Genomic DNA, 20652 nt, shown 5'->3' with positions numbered 1-20652 from the left:
CGTAATTAACGCGCGCGGAAAACGATACGACCTTTAGTTAAATCGTATGGCGTCATTTCAACAGTTACTTTATCGCCTGTTAAAATACGAATGTAGTTTTTGCGCATTTTACCAGAAATATGAGCAACCACTACGTGGCCGTTTTCAAGTTCAACGCGGAACATTGTGTTTGGTAAAGTATCAAGGACCGTGCCTTGCATTTCAATTACGTCTTCTTTCGCCATGTGTAGCGTAACACCTCTTTGATTAGATTAACGCAGCAGATTTTGCCGAAAACCACACAATAAGTAAAGGTAAGGGAAGAAATAAGTTTATTTTATTACAGCTTGAGCTGCCAAATATCCGATATAAAACGTTCTGCAGGTTTAAACTGTGACTTGTATGACATCTTCCTACATTCGTCGATTTGATAACCTAGGTAGAGATATTCACAACCTGACTCAAGGGCATATTCAATTTGTAATAAGATCATTACATTACCCAGACTATATTTGTCGTAATCGGGATGGTAAAACGTATAAATAGCAGATAATGAATTGGGCATTGTGTCGGTAACAGCAACGGCAATCAACTCATCCTCATCCCACAATTCGAGGAAAGTGACAGGAAGCCAATTACAAAATAAAAAACTTTCATACTGTAAACGATTAGGCGGGAACATTGTGCCATCACTGTGTTTTTGATTTATATATTTTTCATATAATTCGTAGTATTCAAGCTGTTCTTTGTTGCTAACCCTAAGTTTAAATTTTGTTTTCGCTAGCTTAAATTTTCTTTTTTGTGACTTAGTCTGTTGGAACTGTGCTACTGGGATGCGCATAGATTCACAGGCATTACAACTTGGGCAATGTGGGCGATAAATTTGATCCCCACTGCGACGAAAGCCTAGTTCAAGCAAATCTTCGAATCTTTTAGGGGTGTAGCACTGGCTATCTAAAATGACCAATAGCTGCTCTTGCCTATCAGGTAGGTAACTGCAATCAAACTGTTGACTCAGGCCAATTTTAGAAGGGAAGTGTTCAGTCATAAATATATTCCAATATCTGTGGTGCCCACATTGAATTTGGGATTTCATAACTTTGCGCTTTATTAAGTCTAGTCAAAAACTCAGACCTTGGAATTAATTTTGCTCCTAAAGTAGTTAAATATGGGTTTTCTAATTGGCAATCAACAAAGTGGGCATCGTGCTTTTTTAGCCAATTTACTAAGGCCCACATTGCGAGCTTTGACCCATTGGGTTGGTGGAAAAACATTGACTCGCCACAAAATACGCCAGAATTCATGATGCCATATAAGCCACCCAGTAAGTTTTTGTCTTGGTCCCAAACTTCAATGCTGTGTGCATAACCTAGTTCGTGCAAATTTTTATATGCCTGCAACATTTGCTGGTTTATCCAGGTACCTTCAGCATTAATTCTTTGCTCTCTACAGGCATTAATGACTGAATCAAAAGCCATGTTTACGGTTACGACAGGTTGCGCCTTTCTAGCTGCTTTTTTTAAACTACGATTTACATGAAATTCATCTAAGTCAATTATCCCCCGCTCACTTGGAGACCACCACATAATAGGCTCTTTTTCGTTGAACCAAGGAAAGATCCCTGACTGATAAGCTAGGTTTAGTCGTTCTGGAGCAAGGCAACCACCGATAGCAAGCAAACCATCCGGATCGTTTAAGGCAAACATAGGATCGGGAAAAATGTAATTATCAGGAGATAAATGGAATAGCCGAGGAGTCATTTAATGAATATCAAAGTTTTTACTTCAGACATCATAAGGTGAAATTGGAGGGTTAAACAACCCTCCGAATATAAAAGTTACTGGTTGTCTAAAAAGCGCTCAGCATCTAGTGCTGCCATACAACCAGTACCTGCAGACGTGATTGCCTGACGATAAATGTGGTCTGATACATCACCTGCAGCAAACACACCCTCAACAGAAGTTTGTGTTGCATTACCGTTTAGGCCTGACTGAACAACTAAATAGCCATCTTTCATTTCAAGTTGGCCTTCAAACATATCAGTGTTTGGTTTGTGACCGATTGCGATGAACACACCAGCTAAATCAAGCTGCTCAACATTGTCAGAGTCAGTATCTTTGATTTTGATGCCAGTCACACCCATTTCATCACCAACTACTTCATCTAAAGTACGATTGAAATGAAGCGTCACGTTGCCGTTTTTCGCTTTTTCCATTAATCGGTCAGACAAAATCTTTTCACTACGGAATGAGTCACGACGGTGAATCACATGAACTTCATCAGCAATGTTAGAAAGATACAGTGCTTCTTCAACCGCTGTGTTACCACCACCAACTACGGCTACTTTTTGACCGCGGTAGAAGAAACCATCACATGTAGCACATGCAGAAACACCACGACCTTGGAAGGCTGTTTCAGATTCAAGACCTAGATACTTTGCAGAAGCACCAGTTGCAATGATAAGCGCATCACAAGTATAAGTACCTTGATCGCCTGTTAGCGTAAATGGACGTTTTGTAACGTCTACTTTGTTGATATGGTCGAAAACAATTTCAGTTTCAAAACGCTCAGCATGTTCTTTCATGCGGTCCATTAGCGCTGGACCTGTTAAACCGTGTGCGTCACCAGGCCAGTTTTCTACTTCTGTTGTTGTGGTTAGCTGGCCACCTTGCTGCATACCAGTAATTAGCACAGGGTTTAAATTTGCGCGCGCAGCGTAAACCGCAGCAGTATAACCAGCAGGACCCGAGCCTAAAATTAAAAGTTTACAGTGTTTTGCATCACTCATGAGGTATTCCTAATCAATTTTCTTTGTAATGAAGTGAGGACGATTCTAAGTAAAACAAGGAAGAAGTAAAATAAATTAATAATATTGAATATGAATAAAATCAAAAGGTGTCAAATAATCTGTACTTGTTGAAAAAATCATCCAAAAGTAGCTGTTTTATCAGAATTTCATGACCTGATAATTTTTTTTTGATATGTTCTAACTAATTTTGTGTATGACTCTGGATTGAGTCACCTTTATTTATAGGTTGTTATGGCATTTTGGCAGGACATTCCAAGCTTTGAGTTAGCAGACAAAGACGTTGAAATATTAAATAGCGCAAAGCAGTATCATGAAAGGCTTTTGAGTCTCATTGAAAGCGCTAAATCTCGGATTTATATCACAGCTTTGTATTTACAAGACGATGATGCTGGTCGAGAAGTCTTATCTGCATTGCATAAAGCTTCTATTGCAAACCCGTCACTTGATATCAATGTATTAGTCGACTTTCATAGGGCGCAACGTGGTTTAATTGGTGCAGCCAAATCTGAGGGTAATGCAGCTTTATATTGTGATGAATTAGAAAAACATCACAGTAATGTCAAAGTATTTGGTGTGCCAGTCAAAGGCAAAGAGCTTTTTGGTGTCTTGCACCTTAAAGGTATCGTGATTGACGATGTACTGCTTTATAGTGGTGCAAGTATCAACAACGTATATATGAACGTTGGTGAAAAGTATCGTTTAGATAGATACTTCATCTTAAAGCAGTCTGGTTTAGCTGACAGCTTTTGTCGCTTTACTGATGACTATTTATTGTCATCGGATGCTGTTCCGAGAATCGATATTAGGCCTATTCCTAAATATAACGAAATCAAGGTTGCACAACGCCAATTAATGAAAGAGCTTAGAAGCGGCCGTTATGATATTACTTCTGATAATAGCGATACCGATCTTAATGTTAGGCCTTTTCTGGGGTTCGGAAGGCGTGCAAACAAGTTAAATCGTTTAATTAAAACCTTGTTTGATACGACTGAAAAAGAATTACTACTGTACACTCCTTATTTCAATTTTCCAGCGCCTTTACTGCGCTCTTTACGCCGCTTACTAAAACAAGGAAAAGAAATAACCATAGTCGTGGGTGATAAGACTGCGAATGACTTTTACATTCCGCCAGAGCAGCCATTCAGTAAAATTGGTGCATTACCTTATCTATATGAAACAATTTTATTTAAGTTTTTAAAGTCTAACAGAAAGTACATCCAATCAGGTTTATTGAAAGTACATTTGTGGAAGCATGAAAGTAATTCATTCCATCTTAAAGGGGTAAGTAAAGATGGAACAATGCATTTATTGAGTGGGCATAACTTAAACCCGAGAGCTTGGGGCTTAGATATTGAAAATGGTATTCTTATCGAAGATAAAAATAGCACTTTAAGCGATATTTTGAATAAAGAGAAACAAGATATTCTCGAGCATTGTCAATTATTAAGTAGCCACGAGGATTTAGAACCTGCGATCGAGTATCCTCAACCTGTCAGGAAGTTATTAGGTCAAGCTAAACGAGTAAAGGTTGATTTCATAATTAAGCGTTTTATTTAAATAAAGGCCTTTATTGGCCTTTTTTATTGCGTGAACTAGAGTTTTCTATCCTTATGGATTTCTACAAAGTTGATTTTTTAGACTAAGGTTAAATAAACAAAATCAGCTAGATGAAATCATGAGAGCTTTTCAGTTTTTACTATACCTTTTTCTTTTTGCTCATAGTTCATTTAATAATGCCGAACAAACACATCATTTCAATATTTATCATGATTCGGATTATTCTAATCATTTTGCATCTGCGAACGCCATTAAAATGGGCTTTTTATCGGCTTTAGAGTCTGAAAAGGATAAATTAAAACATTTAGAATTTAATTTCATAGAGATGGATCATCGGGGTAATAGCAATCGCAGCTTGCTTCATATGAAAAAGTTTTTAAAGGACCCCGAAGCTTTGTTTGTGTTGGCAGGATTGCATTCTCCTCCTTATATCAAAAATCGGACTTTCATAAACAAAGAGGGAGTTTTACTGTTAGTCCCTTGGGCAGCCGGCGGTCCCATTACACGCTATGAACACGGTACAAACTGGGTTTTTAGGTTGTCTGTAGATGATACTAAAGCCGGTTATCGAATTATACAATTTGCAAAAGAAAAACGTTCATGCGAACAACCCCACCTTCTACTTGAAAAAACGCCTTGGGGTAAGTCTAACGAGCGTACTATGCAAGACGCCCTTGGCAAAGCTAAAGCTGAAGTGACCTGGTTTAACTGGAACACAAGAGTTAAGAAAGCGAAATTAGTGCTCAGGGGAATTATTAACTCAGGGGCAGATTGTGTTGTATTTGTGGGTAATGCCATAGAAGGGAAATATTTTACTCAGGCAATGGCAGAAATAGATAAAGAGTTGCAAAAGCCAATCATCAGTCACTGGGGGATTACAGGAGGGAATTTTTTTAACAATACAAAGCAATACTTGTCAGAGGGACTAGAACTTAACTTCATTCAATCTTGCTTCTCTTTTGATGATAATCCACAGACTGAAACGGTTAAAAAAGCGGTTAAATCAGCTAAAAAATTATTTAAAAGTGATTTTGATACTCAAACGTTACAGGCACCTGCAGGTTTTGTTCATGGTTACGATTTAGGCTTACTGTTCGTTCAAGCAATGACACAAATTGCACCTAGTCAAAAAATTAGTGAAACCAGAGAAAAACTTAGACTAGCTTTAGAAAACTTAAACTTACCAGTAGAAGGTTTAATTAAAACTTATATCTCACCATATTCTAATAAGGGTCATGATGCTCACGAAGCACTTGGTTTTGATGATTTATGTATGGCTAAGTATAAGAATAATGGCTCTATTTCTATCATTAAAAATGAAGGTTAGTGAGTGAAGGCGCAACTATTACGAATGCAGTTAGATGCAAACAAAGCTTTTATCGCTTTTGTGGTGATGAGCTTATTTTTATCAGTATTAATTAGCGTCATGTTAGTGGGTAGAGAAGCATCTACCGTACTCAATGGTTATAAGCAGCAAGCCTCAGTAACTGAAGCAAAACTCAGTGCAAAATATATAGAAAATTTTTTAGAGACTCGGATTCTATTGCTTAAAGACTTATCTAGTCAGCCAATTATTACAAATGGTGTTATGGGGTCTGGTTTATCAGAAGCTTCTTTAAATGACTACTTATCAGAATTTAAAATATTGGGCGAAAAAGAAAACCTATGGGTTTTTAATGTGTTAGGTGATTACGTATATAAAAATAATGATGATTTAGCGATATATGACACTCCGAGTGATTGGTTAGAAGATTTGCTTAATGGTGAGCTCGAATATGCCGTTTTACTTGATCAAAGCCAAGGTCAATCCTATTTCAAATTAGCGGTACCAATTAGTTACAACGGCTTCACCGAAGGTGCTTTGATAGTCAAATTTCAAACCCCCATAGATGTATTACTATCGGAAGTCATTGAATCAAAAACACATGGGATCAAGCTTTCTGGTCCATGGCTCAGCTATTCAAACTTGAATTATATGAGTAAATATGGCTCTGTTTATGAAACTAAGTTACAGCACACAGGACTCAAACTAAATTATTTAGTCGACTCGAGCTTGGTTGAGAGGCAGGTCAATCAAGTCATTATCAGTATTGCCAGCGCGATATTTGTGAGTTTATGTCTATCATCTTTATTTTTATTTTTAGTCGGTCAAAAATTACTTCTTAATCCCTATCGAAAACTCGAGTTATCTCAACAAGCAACCAAACTAAGTGAAGAAAGGTTAAATTTAGCAATTAACGGTAGCTTAGATGGTATTTGGGATTGGGACATTAAAACTGGCAAAGTTTTTTGCTCGGAAAGGTTTAGGGAGTTAATTGGCTATAAACCTACAGACGAGTTTCCTGAAGATTACACAGTTTTAGAAAGGATGGTGCATGAAGACGATAGAGAGTACGTGAAAACAAGTTTGAAAGCGCATTTGCAACAGAAGTCTATATATGATGTTCAACACAGATTTAAGACAAAAAATGGTGAGTTTCGTGTTTACAGGGTAAAAGGAGATGCATTATTTGATGAAAACCAAAGAGCAATAAGAATGGCTGGCTCTATGACTGATGTGACAGAGCAAATAGAATCAGAAGAAGCATTAAAGAAAGCAAAAGAAGAAAATGATTTATTGGCGCTGTCAATTGATGCCAGTAACTTAGGTGTGACAATTAGTTCGGTGTCAGAACCTGAACTACCACTCATATACATAAACCAAGCTTTTACCAACATCACAGGTTATGGTGAGGAAATATTAGGTCAAAGCTGGAGCTTCTTACAAGGTGAACAAACTTCTCAGGAATCTGTTGATAAGATCAGACAGGCTTTAAAAAATCACGACATTGTGAAAGTAGATCTTTTAAATTATAAAAAAAATGGCCAACCATTTTGGAATAGTTTACAGCTTTTTCCTGTACATAATGAAGCAGGAGAGCTCACCGCTTATGTGGGTATTCAACAAGACATAACAGATAGAGTTGCTTCAGAAAAAGCGTTAAAAGAAGCCAAAATGATGGCGGAGCAAGCCAGTATTGCCAAAAGCGAGTTTTTGGCCTCAATGAGTCATGAAATACGTACCCCAATGAATGGGGTGCTAGGCATGCTCAATTTACTGCTTAATAGTGACTTAAATGCAGAACAACAACACCGAATAAACGTTGCAATGAGTAGTGCTAATTCTCTTTTAACCTTAATCAATGACATTTTAGACTTTTCAAAAGTGGATGCAGGAAAGCTCGAGCTAGAACACTTAGAATTTGATTTGCGAGGGCTGCTCGGTGACTTTGCTGAGTCGGCGGTTATACAAGCACATAGCAAACGCATTGAACTAATTTTAGATGTAACAAATATAGATGAAGCCGTTGTAATTGGTGACCCAGGTAGGTTGAGGCAAATCTTAAGCAATTTGGTCGGTAATGCCATTAAGTTTACTTCAGATGGTGAAGTACTAATAGAAGCCACGTTGATTGAGTTTGACACTGACAACTGGCAATTAAATTGTAATATCAAAGACACTGGCATTGGTATATCGCCTGAACAACAAACTAAATTGTTTCAATCATTCAGTCAGGTTGATGCTTCAACGACTAGAAAATATGGCGGTACAGGGCTTGGCTTGGCAATTGTAAAAAAACTCTGCGAACTGATGGATGGTGCAGTTTCTGTGTCAAGCCAAGCAGGTAAAGGGTCTTGTTTTAGTTTTTCGATTCTACTAGGAAAGAGTAATGCGTCATTTCATGTAATTCCTGATGTAGAGATGCAAGAACTAAATATTTTGCTGGTAGATGACAACAAAACTAATCGTGAAGTACTCAGAGCGCAGCTTGAACATTGGGGGGCTTCTGTTACAGAAGCTCGTTCTGGCATTGAAGCCCTAACCATCAGCGAAGCTTACTTTGCAAAGCACAATAAATGCTTCGATATTGCCTTTTTGGATATGCAAATGCCAGTCATGGATGGTGCACAGTTGGGGGAACATATAAAAGCAAACGAACACTTAAAAGCCATGAAGTTAATTATGATGACTTCGATGTGTCATAAAGGCGATGCAAAGTTTTTTGCTAACTTAGGGTTTGACGGATATTTTCCTAAGCCTGCGACAACATTCGATTTATTTGCAGCGCTTTCAATCGTTGCAGAAGATGGAGAAGCCCTCAAAGGAGCTAAACCTTTAGTGACGACTCATTACATAAAGTCGCTAAAAGCTCAATCCGCTTTAAAGCTTGAAGAGATAAGCTGGGGAGAGGGGATCCGCATTCTTTTAGCAGAAGATAATCGGGTTAATCAGATTGTTGCACAAAGTATGCTGGCAAAGCTTAATTTGACGCATATCGATATAGCGGCAAACGGTGAAGAAGTCATTCAAAACTTATTAAATACAACAAGAGAGACTAAATACACCGTCATTCTTATGGATTGCCAAATGCCTGAAATGGATGGGTATAAAGCTTCACAAGCGGTTAGAAATGGAAAAGCAGGGGAGCTTTATAAAGATATTCCGATCATTGCGATGACAGCAAATGCGATGGTTGGTGATAAAGATAAATGCCTAGAAGCCGGTATGGATGACTATATTTCAAAGCCAATAAAACCCGAGGTTTTATTTGAACGTTTGTTACAATGGCTGCCTTATAAAAAAATAGAATCATGAGATTAACAGAGCTTGAACTTATTTTTTCGAAGTGTGAACCACTCCCTGCTTATTTTAACACTTTTTTTAGTCACGATTTTTATCGCTTCTAATGACAAACTTTTACCGCTTGTTTTAACCTATTTATTTATAACCAATTCGATTTTTTGTTTTTTATTTTTACTTGATAAAAAGCGGGCAAAAGTGGATGGGCAAAGGATCAGTGAGTTAAGTTTAAGTGTCGCAGCATTCTTTTCGTTCAACCTGTCAACTTTATTAATGCAAGAGTTAATACGTCATAAGACCATAAAGTGGCAGTTCAACGGTAAGCTCTTTATTACGTTTGTAATTCAAAACATACTGTTACTCTCTTATTTTGTTGTTACGGTATTTTATATTTATTAATTAGTCGCTGGTCATTGAGCTTTATCATCATAACTAAACTGTTAAAATACGCGTCAGTTTCAAGGGCCGAGAAATCAAATGAAAAGAACAAAACTAGTTAATCAATTAACTGAACTATTAAAACCATTCTCTATTAGCGACTATTGCCCAAATGGTTTACAAGTTGAAGGGGCTGAAGAAGTTAAAAAAATCGTGACGGGTGTCACAGCCAGTCAGGCACTGATTGATGCGGCAATTGCGGCCGGAGCGGATACGATTTTGGTTCACCATGGTTTTTTTTGGAAAGGTGAAGATCAAACTATTACGGGCATGAAGCAAAGACGTATTAAAGCTTTATTAGAAAACAACATCAATTTACTTGCATACCACCTACCTTTAGATGTTCACCCTGAACTTGGTAACAATGCGCAATTGGCTGAGTTACTCGATATAACTTACGAAAGACCACTGGAGCCGTGGAATAAAAATTGTGTGGCTGTGAAAGGTAAACTTGAGACACCTATGAGCTTAGAGGCATTTGCGCAATTGGTAGAACAGAAACTTGATAGAAAGCCATTAGTAAATCAAGCGGGTGATCACCTAATTAAAACCATCGCTTGGTGTACAGGTGGAGGCCAAAGTTTTATCGATATGGCCGCAAGCCAAGGTATTGATGCCTACTTAACAGGTGAAGCTTCAGAGCAGACAATTCATAGTTCAAATGAGCAAAACATCCACTTTTTAGCAGCAGGTCATCATGCTACGGAGCGTTATGGAGCCAAAGCTTTAGGCGAATACCTTGCTAAAACCTATGATTTAGACGTTGAGTTTATTGATATCAATAATCCGGTTTAACCTTTGAATATGAGTAAGAAAGGCAAAAGCTATAAAGATAAATTAGCGCGAGATAGAAGCTTTAATGCTATCTCGCAAAAATTTAAGAAAAATATTTACGGCACACCTAAAGGCAAAATACGAGAAGCTGTTTTAAAGCGTGACTTTTCTAAGCATATTCCATGGCTAGATAATGCGACTGCACCAAAACGAATCATAGATATCGGCGGTGGGCAAGGTCAGTTAGCAATTTACTTGGCTAGTTTAGGCCATCACATCACACTGGTGGATATATCGGAAGATATGCTAAGACTTGCGAAAGAGCACGTGGACCAAGCGGGTTTAAGTGCTCAATTCGAATTTATTCACGCACCATTACAGGCATTGCCTGAGTTAGAGTTAGGTACTTTCGATTTTGTACTATGCCATGCGGTGCTTGAATGGTTAGTTGATCAAGTTGAGGCGATTACAATTTTGTCGAAGCTTGTCAGTGATGCGGGTTATTTGTCTTTAATGTATTTCAATAAAGATGCGCATTTATTTGCAAATATGGTCTATGGGAATTTTGATTATGTAAATCAAGGGTTGCATGTAAAACAAAAAGTTGGTTTAAGCCCAAATCACCCTGTAGAGCCAGAAGTTGTAGACAATGCTTTAAATCGCGAAAACTTTGAGCGACTTTGTAAAACGGGTGTGCGTTGTTTTCATGATTATTTGCGAGAACTTGAAAAAGGTAAAACGCAATTTGATGATTTACTTGCATTAGAGCTTAAATATAACCAACAAGAGCCTTATGCGTCGCTCGGTCGTTATACGCATTTATTACTTCAAGCAAACTCGTGAATTTTTTAAGCAAAATTTAGATGAACTAGAGCCTAAATAAAAAGCCCTTAAATAAGGGCTTTTTTGATACATTTTTGGTGTTATTTATCTGTCATTAACGCCTTGACGTATTTGACTGGTGTACTGCCATAGCTTAAAAACTGCTCATGGAACGCTTTTAGGTTAAAGTCATCACCTTGAGCGGCTTTTAACGATTCTCTGAAATCATAAATCTCTCTGTAACCGCTGTAGTAGCTGGTTAACTGAACTTGGCTTAATGTCGCACGACGCCATTTGCCTTCAGCTTCTGCTTTTTCTTGGAATGCACCGTTCATTAATAGGTCTAAGCCTTCTTCTTTGCTGATCCCTTTTACTTGAATAGCATAATCTAGGATAGTGTTGCAGATAACACGAAGGTTCCACTTATAGTACATAAGCCACATTTCTGGCTCAAAATCACCATAGCCTTCTTCTAGCATCATACGCTCTGTATATACAGCCCAACCTTCTATCATCGCACCATTTGCAAAAATGCTCTTAATTAAAGAAGGAGACTCGTTTGAGTAAACTAATTGCGTATAGTGACCAGGAATTGCTTCGTGAATATTTAAGATCTGTAAAATCCAGTGGTTATATTCTCGTAAATATGACTCAGCTTGCTCATCAGACATGTTATCTAACGGTGTTACGTTGTAATACGTGTTTTCTTTTTTATCGTATGGTCCAGGTGCACTAATAGACGCACCAGCGAAGCCACGCATATATTCTGGTGTTTCACGAACAACTAATGGCTTTTCAGGATCAAGCGTGATCAGATCTTTTTCTCTCACAAATGCTTCTAAATCTGGAATTTGGCGCTTAATTTCAGGCACGAATTCGTCACGAGCAACATGTTTGACCGAAAGGTGTTTGATGAGTTTAGCTACCGCATCTCTGTCTTTAGAAGGGCGTTCAGTGTTCGGGAAATACTTCGGCCACAGCTTATCTGTGATCTTTACCATCTCAGATGTCACACGATCTTTGTCAGCAACTGCTTTGTGATACATTTCTTTTGCGCTATAACCTGATTGAATATCTAATGCGAACTTCTCTTCATAAAGCTTTTCACCAATTCTAAATGAACGCGCGTTACCATTTTCTACCAGAGATTCTTCAAGTTTAGTTAAGAAGTCGATGTAGCCATTGATTGCGGCTTTTGCTGCATTGAAACGCTTAACAAACAGTGCTTTATCACTTGAGGATAAATTTGAAGCTTCAACTTGCGTTAATAGCTCATCTTTTAGCACACTGAAAGCGCCTTTGTTTTGGCCGATTGCAAGCTGGGTATATTCTAAAGTTGGGTTATCAATGTTTGCTTTTGCAGCATCGTAATATGCAGGCACGTATCGAAGACGTTTTAAAACGGTCGCAAATTTTTCGTCATCAGTTTTAAAGCGGCTATTTAAAATTGTCGCAAAGCCACCAGAGACATTGTAGTTAGACGGATTCCATTGCCAGCTCTTGAAGGTTTCTGAGTGCCAAATGGTGCGTTTTAAAGCATTTTCAATTAGGTAATAATCCGTCTTTTGCGCTGTTGGCAATGAGTCTAAATCGAATTTTGCTAGTTCGTTTAATTTTGCGTTAGCGAAAGCCAATGTGCTGTCACGATAGGCTTGATTTGGAATACTGATAATATCATCGTATTTACCATAGCCTGCCCAAGCGGAATGTTCAGGGAACTGTTTCCAATAATCATGGATAAACTGTTCAGAGAAATTAGCGAAATTTTGTTGTATTTGAACGCTGCTATTTTCAGTTTGTTGTGTACTTGTTTGCGAACAAGCAGTCAGTCCAAGCGCTGCGACAAGTGCGAGCGAGAGTGCAGTTTTTTTCATGGGTGTTCCTTGTTAGTGATTCTTATCTATTTTATCAGTTTTTTCATGATTAGCCTGCGCATCAGGGTTAGAAGGCAAAAAAGCTGCGCCGGATTGCGATTTGCCACAGACATCATCTGGGTTATACATAGGGCATTGCGTCATAGATAAACAGCCACAGCCAATACAGCCATCGACTTTGTCTCTGATCTGCTCTAAATACTCAATTTGCTTGGTCAGTTGAGCGCGCCATCGCTGAGATAAATTTGCCCAATCTTTTTTAGTCGGAGTTCTATTATCAGGCAACGCATCTAGAGTCTCTTTGATGTCTTGTAATGTGACGCCCATATGCTGTGCTGCTTTGATAACAGCAATTCGCCTAAGCACATCGGGTTTATAGCGACGTTGATTTCCTTGATTTCGCCAACTTCTGATAAGCCCTTTGGTTTCATAAAAATGCAAGGTTGAAACTTTTACGCCAGCACGCTTAGCAATATATCCGACAGACAAGGTAGCGTCTTGAAGTGGTTTGCTCATTATCATCTCATAAAAACATGTTTTATCGACTTTAAACACATTTGTCAGAATTTGCTAATGGTATAAGGTGTCAATATGTTACAGTTTTCGTGATATTTCACGAGGAATGCTATGTCTCACTTACTTAAACGCCTACTAAATGACCCTGAACTACTGCTCAACTCTGTTGGCGAAGGCATTTACGGTTTCGACTTATCTGGTAATGCAGTATTTATAAACCCCGCAGCTGAGCGTATGACAGGTTGGAAAGCCGAAGAATTAATAGGTAAAAAAATTCATCAATACCATCATCATAGCCATGCTGATGGTTCGCCGTATCCGGCAGATGAATGTAACATTTACTGCACTATGTTTGATGGCAAAGTAAGGCAAATATCTGATGAAGTGTTCTGGAGAAAAGATGGTACTAGTTTCCCTGTGGAATATACCTCTACGCCAGTATTTAAAGACGGACAGATTATCGGAGCGGTCGCGATATTTCGCGATGTAACAAAGCAGCATGAAGCTGAAAGTGCTTTAAGAGCAGCATTAAAGCAAGTTCAATCATTAACCGAGCAATTAAAAGAAGAAAACTCTTATTTGTTGGAAGAGTTGAATGCAGATTGGCAAGAGTCAGGGCTAGTAGGTCAAAGTCATATATTTCAAACCATGCTTGAGCAAATCAACCTTGTCGCACAAACCAGCAGTACTGTGTTGATTTTAGGTGAAAATGGCACAGGTAAAGAGCTCGTTGCAAGAAACCTACACAGATTGAGCAATCGAAATACGAAACCATTTGTAAAAGTAAATTGTGCAGCTTTTACGCCTAGTTTATTAGAATCTGAGTTATTTGGGCATGAAAAGGGCGCATTCACAGGTGCCAATGAGAGAAGAAAAGGGCGCTTTGAACTCGCCGATACGGGCACCTTGTTTTTAGATGAAATTGCGGAGCTATCGCTTGAGGCACAAAGTAAACTATTGCGCGTACTCCAAGAGCAAGAGTTTGAACGTGTAGGCGGCAGTAAAACGCTAAAAGTGGATATTCGTATCATAGCGGCAACCAATAAAGATTTGTGGCAAATGGTTGGAAAAGGTGAGTTTAGAATGGATCTTTATTATCGCCTCAATGTCTTTCCTATCAGAGTACCAAGCCTAAAAGAGCGAAAAGAAGACATTCCATTACTGTGCACAAACCTTATTAATCAGCTCAATAAAAGACTAGGTAAACATTTAATGGGGCTGACAAAGGCTGCGATAGACAAACTTCAAGCTTATGATTGGCCGGGAAATATCAGAGAGTTACAAAATATATTAGAGCGAGAGGCTATCTTGTCTAAAGGACGATTAGTGTCAATTACTCAGCCACTCAATATGACTGATGAACAAATGCTTGAAGGTCAAAGCTTAAGGCTCGATGAGGCAGAGAGGCTTCATATTGAGCATGTACTTGAGTTAACTAACTGGAGAATAGCAGGTCCAAAAGGTGCTGCGATTAAATTAGGGCTTCCCGAGAGCACACTACGCTCTAAAATGAAAAAGCTGAAAATAACTAAAAATCGCGAAATATAACGCTATTCGCGACATTTCACGTATGTACATTTAATTCATAAAATAAAATGTATAAAAAACAGTATTTTATAAACTTTCAGATTGGACTGAAACTTGCTCTATAGACATTAACCAATGTTAGTAGAGCAAGTACTATGAAGTTTGATATTAAAGAAGAAGACATGATCATTAAGCCACATAAAACGGAGGGGCCGATTTATGTGCGCGAACAAAAAGGTTTTTTCCAAAAAATACGCCGTAATCTTGGTTGGCTACTAATGCTAACTTTCATTGCAATTCCGTGGCTACAATATAACGGCCAGCAGGCGGTATTGTTTGATGTAGGCAGTCAACATTTTAGAATTTTCGGCCTAACATTTTTACCACAAGACTTTATGATTTTAGCTTGGGTATTTATGGCTGGGGCGTTTGCACTTTTTTTTGTGACCAATTGGCTGGGCCGAGTATGGTGTGGTTATGTGTGCCCACAAACCATTTGGATGCTAATGTTTACTTGGGTGGAGCACCGTATTGAAGGCAGTCGCAATAAACGCATTAAACTAGATAAAAGCCCTTGGGATGCAAAAAAAATTGCTTTAAAAACAGCAAAGCATAGTGCTTGGTTAGCTATCTCTCTCTTCACTGCTACGTCATTTATGGCGTATTTTATACCAGCACAAAAATTATATATCGACATGTTTACACTAGAGTGGTCAGGTCTAGTGAGTTTTTGGGTATTCTTATTTGCATTCTGCACCTATGGTAATGCTGGCTTTTTAAGAGAAAAAATGTGTACGGTTGCTTGCCCATATTCACGTTTTCAATCAGTGATGTTTGATAAAGACACATTATTAGTCACCTACGATGCACAACGCGGCGAATCACGAGGTAAACGTAAACGTAAACAAGATCCAAAAGAACTCGGTCTTGGTGACTGTGTTGACTGTAACCTGTGTGTAGAAGTTTGCCCAGCAGGTATTGATATTCGAAATGGTCTGCAATATGAATGTATAAACTGTGGTTTGTGTATTGATGCTTGTGACGACACCATGGATAAATTTGGCTATGCCAAAGGGTTAATTAAATATCAAAGTGAACACGAAGCATCTGGCAAAAAAACCAATCCGTTTAGACTAAAGCTACTTGGATATGCAACCCTTACTGCGCTAATTATTTTAACTATGGTGGTGTGGGCGTTTAATCGTACGCCAATTGAGGCATCGGTGATCCGAGACCGTAATGCGTTATATCGTGTTAACTATGAAGGCTTAGTTGAAAACCCTTATACATTAAGCGTGATCAACAAAACGCAAACCACCATGAGCTATACAGTTAGTCTTGAGGGGTTAGAAAATGCTCAGCTCAATGTGCCTGCTGTGATTGAAATTGAAGGGGGAGAAATGTTGCAAATACCTGTTACCGTTATTAAAGACGGTTATGACTTAAAGCTTAAAGCAACCCCCATTAGTTTTACAATAGAGTCTCAGCAAAGAGCAGATATAAAAATAACGAAAGAAAGTTATTTTTATAAAAACTAGTTAGTTATATGGGGCTTATATTAGCCCCTTTTTTGAAGCAGTTGAGTACGTATTAGTTAACTTATTGACCATTAATACTGGATACTAAGAATAAAACTGCATATTTTTGAAAAATTTATTTCAGGTCAGAAAAGTTTAAGTACCATACTTAATAATTCATCATAGTAACCCGTTAAAATTTATTGATTGTTTAATTCATTGACAAAGTTCTGTTGTAAATTTCTTGGAACCCACCTCAGCATTAGCGAAGCGTATTCAGGTGATGCTTTGATCATACTAAGGCTCATATCAGCTTTTTTTAAAAATTGCTCACTCTCTTTAGATTGATTACATCCAATGAAACCTAAAACGGTTTTTGGTGATTCTGAGATTTGCAATTGAATAAACTGACTCTCTTTTTTTAGCTTGGATTGAAGATAAAGGTGTTCGCCGGGGTAACCAATAATTAAGTCGACTCTTTTCTTGAGTAGCATATAAGTTAGACTTTCTAAGGAGTCTTTACCTGCACGAACTATCATATCGTCTTGTGGAATTTTAAGGATAATCCTATCGACATTTTGACCATACGAACGTTCAGTTGATTTACCAAGGAGCAGAGCGTTTTTGAAGATAAGGTCTTTTAACGAAGTAGTGGTGATACCTTTGGGGATTATTTTGTCGGCAATATCTTTGTGCATAGCAATGGTTGGTGCTAGGCCAATTGTGGAGTATTGTTCAGAAAAGTAAAATTGCTGCTTTCTTTGCTCTGTTTTATACAGTGACAACATACAAGTTGTTTTTTTACTATGTTGTAATTCAAATAAAGCTCTACTAGATGGAATAAATACCTGTTTAAATTTGTATTCAGGAAGCGACTTCTTTAGTAAATTTATGACGGCTTCATCCCTACCTTGTCCTTTATCTACCCCATCGAGTATATAATATGGTGCAAAGTCTACTTTTAGAAATGTGACTGTTTTAGCAGCTGATTCAAAACCCAATAGCAGAAAAAAAATAATAACTAGGAACTTAAGCATTTTTCTACATTTCAAGTATACAGAAGTTAAGTGTAGCAAATGGTTGATATAAAATTCAGAATAAACAAAATCTTTACAATTATTTATCAAGTGGTAGATTGGAGAAAAGTTAATTTCACATCACCAATACGTTGTTCAGTGGTAGAATATGAAAGTTTAATAAGAGTCTGTTAATAAGGACCCACAGCTATGAGAACATTAATTGTATCCGATATTTTTGGTTGTACAAACCAGCTAAAAAGTTTTTGTGAGCAGTTTTCTGGTGAAGTGTTAATTGTTTCTCCTTATGAAGCAACCACAGCAGAAAATGAACTGCATGAGCAATTAATGTACGATAAGTTTATAGACAGGTTAGGCCATGATGGGTACGCAAATAAGGTTCAAGAAGCGCTGATCAAATTTAGCCCTGACTTTATAATTGCTTTTAGTGCAGGTGCAACTGCGGCTTGGCGTGCTTTAGCCATGACCCCCTTGAAGCGCGTGCAAAAGATGATTGCTTTTTACCCAGGCCAAATTAGACATTTCACAAGTTTAAATCCAAACTGTCATGTAGATATCTATTTTCCTGATGTTGAAAAGCATTTTGATCTTAATCCTGTTATAGCCACATTGAAGACAATTCCATGTCTTTACGTTGTTAAATCACGTTATAAACATGGTTTCATGAATGCAATATCTGAAAACTTTAACAATGATGCATATCAGCATTACGCGAATATTTGTTTGAATGAACAACGAAACCTACAAGAAATCACAGACAATCATCTTCTTTCTTGTCAGGTGTAGATTATTTTTTTTAATTTACAAGTAGCTTATTGAAAAACAAAGTTAAGTATCTCCTTTGGTCACATAAGACATTTAAACTATACTTCGTCTTGCACACCTAAATCTGCACTGAGAGTATGGAAATGTCTAATTTATCCCCGAAAAGCCTGTTATCAACAATGATATCTTTGTCTTTAATGCAATCGTGTTATGCATATGCGAATGAAAGTATTGAAGTCATCGAAGTGTACGCTCAAAAAAGAAAGCAACTCGAAAGTAAAGTCAGCGTGACTGTTAATCAGCTTAAAGGGGAGCAGATAAGTAGTACTGGTTTAAAAGATACAACCGACTTAGGCTTACTTATTTCAGGTCTTAAAATCAGTCAAAATGCAGCAGAAGGTACGCCACCCGCAATAAATATTCGGGGAATAGGCTTAATAGATTACAACACTGCAAATACTTCCCCGATAGCCATGTATGTAGATGGAGCATCTGTTGGCTCTGCTAATAATCAATTATTAAACCTATTTGATATTGAGCAAGTAGAAGTTTTGAAAGGCCCTCAAGGCACTTTGTTTGGTCGAAACAGCACAGGCGGTGCAATCCTGATCAGAAGTAAACGGCCGGATGCTGGTGATTATGGGCAACTTACAGTCGGTGCTGGTACCGATGGTTTTTATAAAAGTAATGGCTTGTATAATGTGCAGATAGATGATGCATCAGCATTTAGGGCTACGTTTAATCATAATCGCTACGACTATACGAGTTATAATGTATTTCCTACTTCACCAGAAGCAGGAATGGAACAAAATGATCTGCGATTGAGTTATCTGAGTCAATGGGATGAGCTGGAATGGTACTTAAAGTTAAATTACAGTCACTGGAATGGCATTGCTCAACCGGTAGGTAATATAGGTATATTCGAAGATCCGATTAATGGTGTTATGTGCTCAGTGAGCGACATAAATGCAGGAAACTGTGTAGATGCATTTGGGTTTAATGATGGCGTTGATGACTTCTGGGCTGTGAGCGTAAATAATGACTCTCCTCATCATGGTATAAACAAAGGTTGGACGAGTGAATTAACTTGGCAATTAAGTGATGATGCATCAGTCATTTGGCTTAACAGCTTTAACCGCTTAGATAGAGAGCATGCATTCAATTGTGATGGCTCTCCTGCGAGGTTATGTGAAGGTCAATTGGGTGTTAAAGCAGAAGTGTTAAACAACGAAGTACGTTTGAACTATGAATTAGGTGATGATCATTTCACATTTGGCCTATTCTCACTACAAGAAAGAATTTATCAAGACAACTACAATGATATTCTAAGAGATTTACGTGGCACGCAATTTGGCAGTAACTCCGCCAATTTCTTTTATGATAATGACTTAGTCAGTAAGTCATTCGCAGTATTTGGACAGTATGATTGGCAACTGTCCGAGCGCTTAATCCTCACAACGGGTCTTCGTTACTCCGACGAAGTGTTTGAATACGATTCAATAAGCAACATTAACGTTGTAGTAGACCCTAACTCATTAGAAGGTGTTTTATTGCCTTTCTATCGCGTTGAAGGCGAAGTTAAGGATGATGACATTTCAGGCAAACTTTCACTCATTTACTCATTGAGTAACAATCATTCAGTATTTTATAGTCTAAGCAATGGCTATAAAAGTGGTGGTTATTATGGGGGATACTTATCAAGCCCTGAGCAAGCTATGCTTGCAGATTATGGTCCAGAAGAACTTATTTCGAATGAAGTCGGTGGTAAGTATATTAATGACAATAGAACGTTAAAAGTAAACTGGGCCTTGTTTCACTATGACTATAAAGGTCAACAAGTCTTTATGAATCAGCCCTCTCTCATTGAAGGTGCTCCGCCGATACAACTTTTAGAAAATGTCGGTGACTCAAAAATTTACGGTTCAGATATTGATGTTAAGTATAAATTAACAGATGAATTTAACACCACCTTAGGGTTTAGCTATATTCCACATGCCGAATTTGAAAAATTTATTGACCCACTTGGCAATGAACTGACAAACCATCGCTTACCTTTTACTTCAGAAATGAATATAAATGGCGCGCTTACTTATGAAACAGATCTACAAGCTAACCTAAGGATGACAGCAACCTTGGGTTTTGATTACCAGTCGGATTATTATTTTGATCAAAACCAAAATATCCTGGCTCATCAACCAAGCTATACATTGTGGTATTTGAATAGCCAAATTTCTTTTGAAGACTATCAGCTAAGATTTTGGGCTAAAAATCTATTTGATAAAGAATATAGTCACTTAAAATTCGATTTATCTAGCTTCTTAGGTATGTTAGAAGACTTTAAAGGTGAGGGCAGGCGTGTTGGGCTAGAGGTTTCATATAACTTTTGATTGATACGATGAATAAATATAGAAGAGTA

At 37.9% G+C, this 20652-nt stretch carries 17 protein-coding genes; 10 read left to right on the top strand and 7 right to left on the bottom strand.

The genetic code is table 11. The annotated features are described in order from the left end of the window. Positions 1–5: 5 nt before the first annotated feature. The 4 genes from infA to trxB all read right to left on the bottom strand — a co-directional run bounded on the left by infA (position 6) and on the right by trxB (position 2767). Positions 6–224 (bottom strand): translation initiation factor IF-1, encoded by a 219-nt coding sequence (gene infA / locus ACH784_RS09345; protein WP_058029687.1) that lies wholly within the window; start codon positions 222–224, stop codon positions 6–8. A 95-nt stretch (positions 225–319) separates the two neighbouring features. Then, a complete protein-coding gene (locus ACH784_RS09340) occupies positions 320–1027 on the bottom strand; it encodes an arginyltransferase (RefSeq protein WP_404389552.1) in 708 nt (235 codons plus the stop codon). After that, a complete protein-coding gene (gene aat, locus ACH784_RS09335; protein ID WP_404389550.1) occupies positions 1020–1739 on the bottom strand; it encodes a leucyl/phenylalanyl-tRNA--protein transferase in 720 nt (239 codons plus the stop codon). Before aat ends, ACH784_RS09340 begins: the two co-directional genes overlap by 8 nt. 77 nt (positions 1740–1816) lie before the next feature. Further along, positions 1817–2767 (bottom strand): thioredoxin-disulfide reductase, encoded by a 951-nt coding sequence (gene trxB, locus ACH784_RS09330; RefSeq protein ID WP_138482380.1) that lies wholly within the window; start codon positions 2765–2767, stop codon positions 1817–1819. A 252-nt stretch (positions 2768–3019) separates the two neighbouring features. Between trxB and pssA the strand changes: the two genes are divergently transcribed. The 6 genes from pssA (at position 3020) to ACH784_RS09300 (ending at position 11021) form a co-directional block, all read left to right on the top strand. Further along, positions 3020–4345 (top strand): CDP-diacylglycerol--serine O-phosphatidyltransferase, encoded by a 1326-nt coding sequence (gene pssA / locus ACH784_RS09325; RefSeq protein ID WP_404389548.1) that lies wholly within the window; start codon positions 3020–3022, stop codon positions 4343–4345. A 118-nt stretch (positions 4346–4463) separates the two neighbouring features. Beyond that, positions 4464–5672, top strand: a complete 1209-nt coding sequence (locus ACH784_RS09320) for an ABC transporter substrate-binding protein (protein WP_404389546.1) — start codon at positions 4464–4466, stop codon at positions 5670–5672. Between the two features lie 3 nt (positions 5673–5675). Next, entirely contained in the window at positions 5676–8981 is a 3306-nt protein-coding gene (locus ACH784_RS09315) for a response regulator (RefSeq protein WP_404389544.1), read from the top strand. A 33-nt stretch (positions 8982–9014) separates the two neighbouring features. Next, positions 9015–9365, top strand: a complete 351-nt coding sequence (locus ACH784_RS09310; protein ID WP_404395234.1) for a DUF1294 domain-containing protein — start codon at positions 9015–9017, stop codon at positions 9363–9365. Between the two features lie 78 nt (positions 9366–9443). Next, complete coding sequence (locus ACH784_RS09305; protein WP_404389542.1) at positions 9444–10199, top strand: Nif3-like dinuclear metal center hexameric protein; 756 nt, start codon at positions 9444–9446, stop codon at positions 10197–10199. A 9-nt stretch (positions 10200–10208) separates the two neighbouring features. After that, entirely contained in the window at positions 10209–11021 is an 813-nt protein-coding gene (locus ACH784_RS09300) for a methyltransferase domain-containing protein (protein ID WP_404389540.1), read from the top strand. Between the two features lie 80 nt (positions 11022–11101). Here ACH784_RS09300 and ACH784_RS09295 read toward each other — a convergent pair whose 3' ends face one another. Continuing rightward, positions 11102–12874 (bottom strand): DUF885 domain-containing protein, encoded by a 1773-nt coding sequence (locus tag ACH784_RS09295; RefSeq protein ID WP_404389538.1) that lies wholly within the window; start codon positions 12872–12874, stop codon positions 11102–11104. Between the two features lie 12 nt (positions 12875–12886). Further along, positions 12887–13396 carry a redox-sensitive transcriptional activator SoxR gene (gene soxR / locus ACH784_RS09290; RefSeq protein WP_404389536.1) on the bottom strand — a complete coding sequence of 170 codons (510 nt, stop codon included), beginning with the start codon at positions 13394–13396 and terminating at the stop codon, positions 12887–12889. 105 nt (positions 13397–13501) lie between these two features. Between soxR and ACH784_RS09285 the strand changes: the two genes are divergently transcribed. Further along, complete coding sequence (locus ACH784_RS09285; RefSeq protein WP_404389534.1) at positions 13502–14938, top strand: sigma-54 interaction domain-containing protein; 1437 nt, start codon at positions 13502–13504, stop codon at positions 14936–14938. Between the two features lie 134 nt (positions 14939–15072). Beyond that, entirely contained in the window at positions 15073–16455 is a 1383-nt protein-coding gene (gene ccoG / locus ACH784_RS09280; RefSeq protein ID WP_404389532.1) for a cytochrome c oxidase accessory protein CcoG, read from the top strand. 179 nt (positions 16456–16634) lie between these two features. On the opposite strand, the gene ACH784_RS09275 is transcribed toward ccoG, so the two are convergent. Then, complete coding sequence (locus tag ACH784_RS09275) at positions 16635–17471, bottom strand: transporter substrate-binding domain-containing protein (protein WP_404389530.1); 837 nt, start codon at positions 17469–17471, stop codon at positions 16635–16637. A gap of 189 nt (positions 17472–17660) precedes the next feature. On the opposite strand from ACH784_RS09275, the gene ACH784_RS09270 reads away from it, so the two are divergent. Both ACH784_RS09270 and ACH784_RS09265 read left to right on the top strand, forming a co-directional pair. Continuing rightward, positions 17661–18257, top strand: coding sequence for a hypothetical protein (locus ACH784_RS09270; protein ID WP_404389528.1), 597 nt, complete (start codon positions 17661–17663; stop codon positions 18255–18257). A gap of 122 nt (positions 18258–18379) precedes the next feature. Then, positions 18380–20623 (top strand): TonB-dependent receptor, encoded by a 2244-nt coding sequence (locus tag ACH784_RS09265; RefSeq protein WP_404389526.1) that lies wholly within the window; start codon positions 18380–18382, stop codon positions 20621–20623. Positions 20624–20652 lie beyond the last annotated feature (29 nt).

It is taken from the genome of Pseudoalteromonas phenolica (assembly GCF_044788725.1).
Classification (GTDB): domain Bacteria; phylum Pseudomonadota; class Gammaproteobacteria; order Enterobacterales; family Alteromonadaceae; genus Pseudoalteromonas; species Pseudoalteromonas phenolica_C.
The sequence above is the reverse complement of the archived record's forward strand: the minus strand, read 5'-3'. Positions and strand labels throughout refer to the sequence as shown.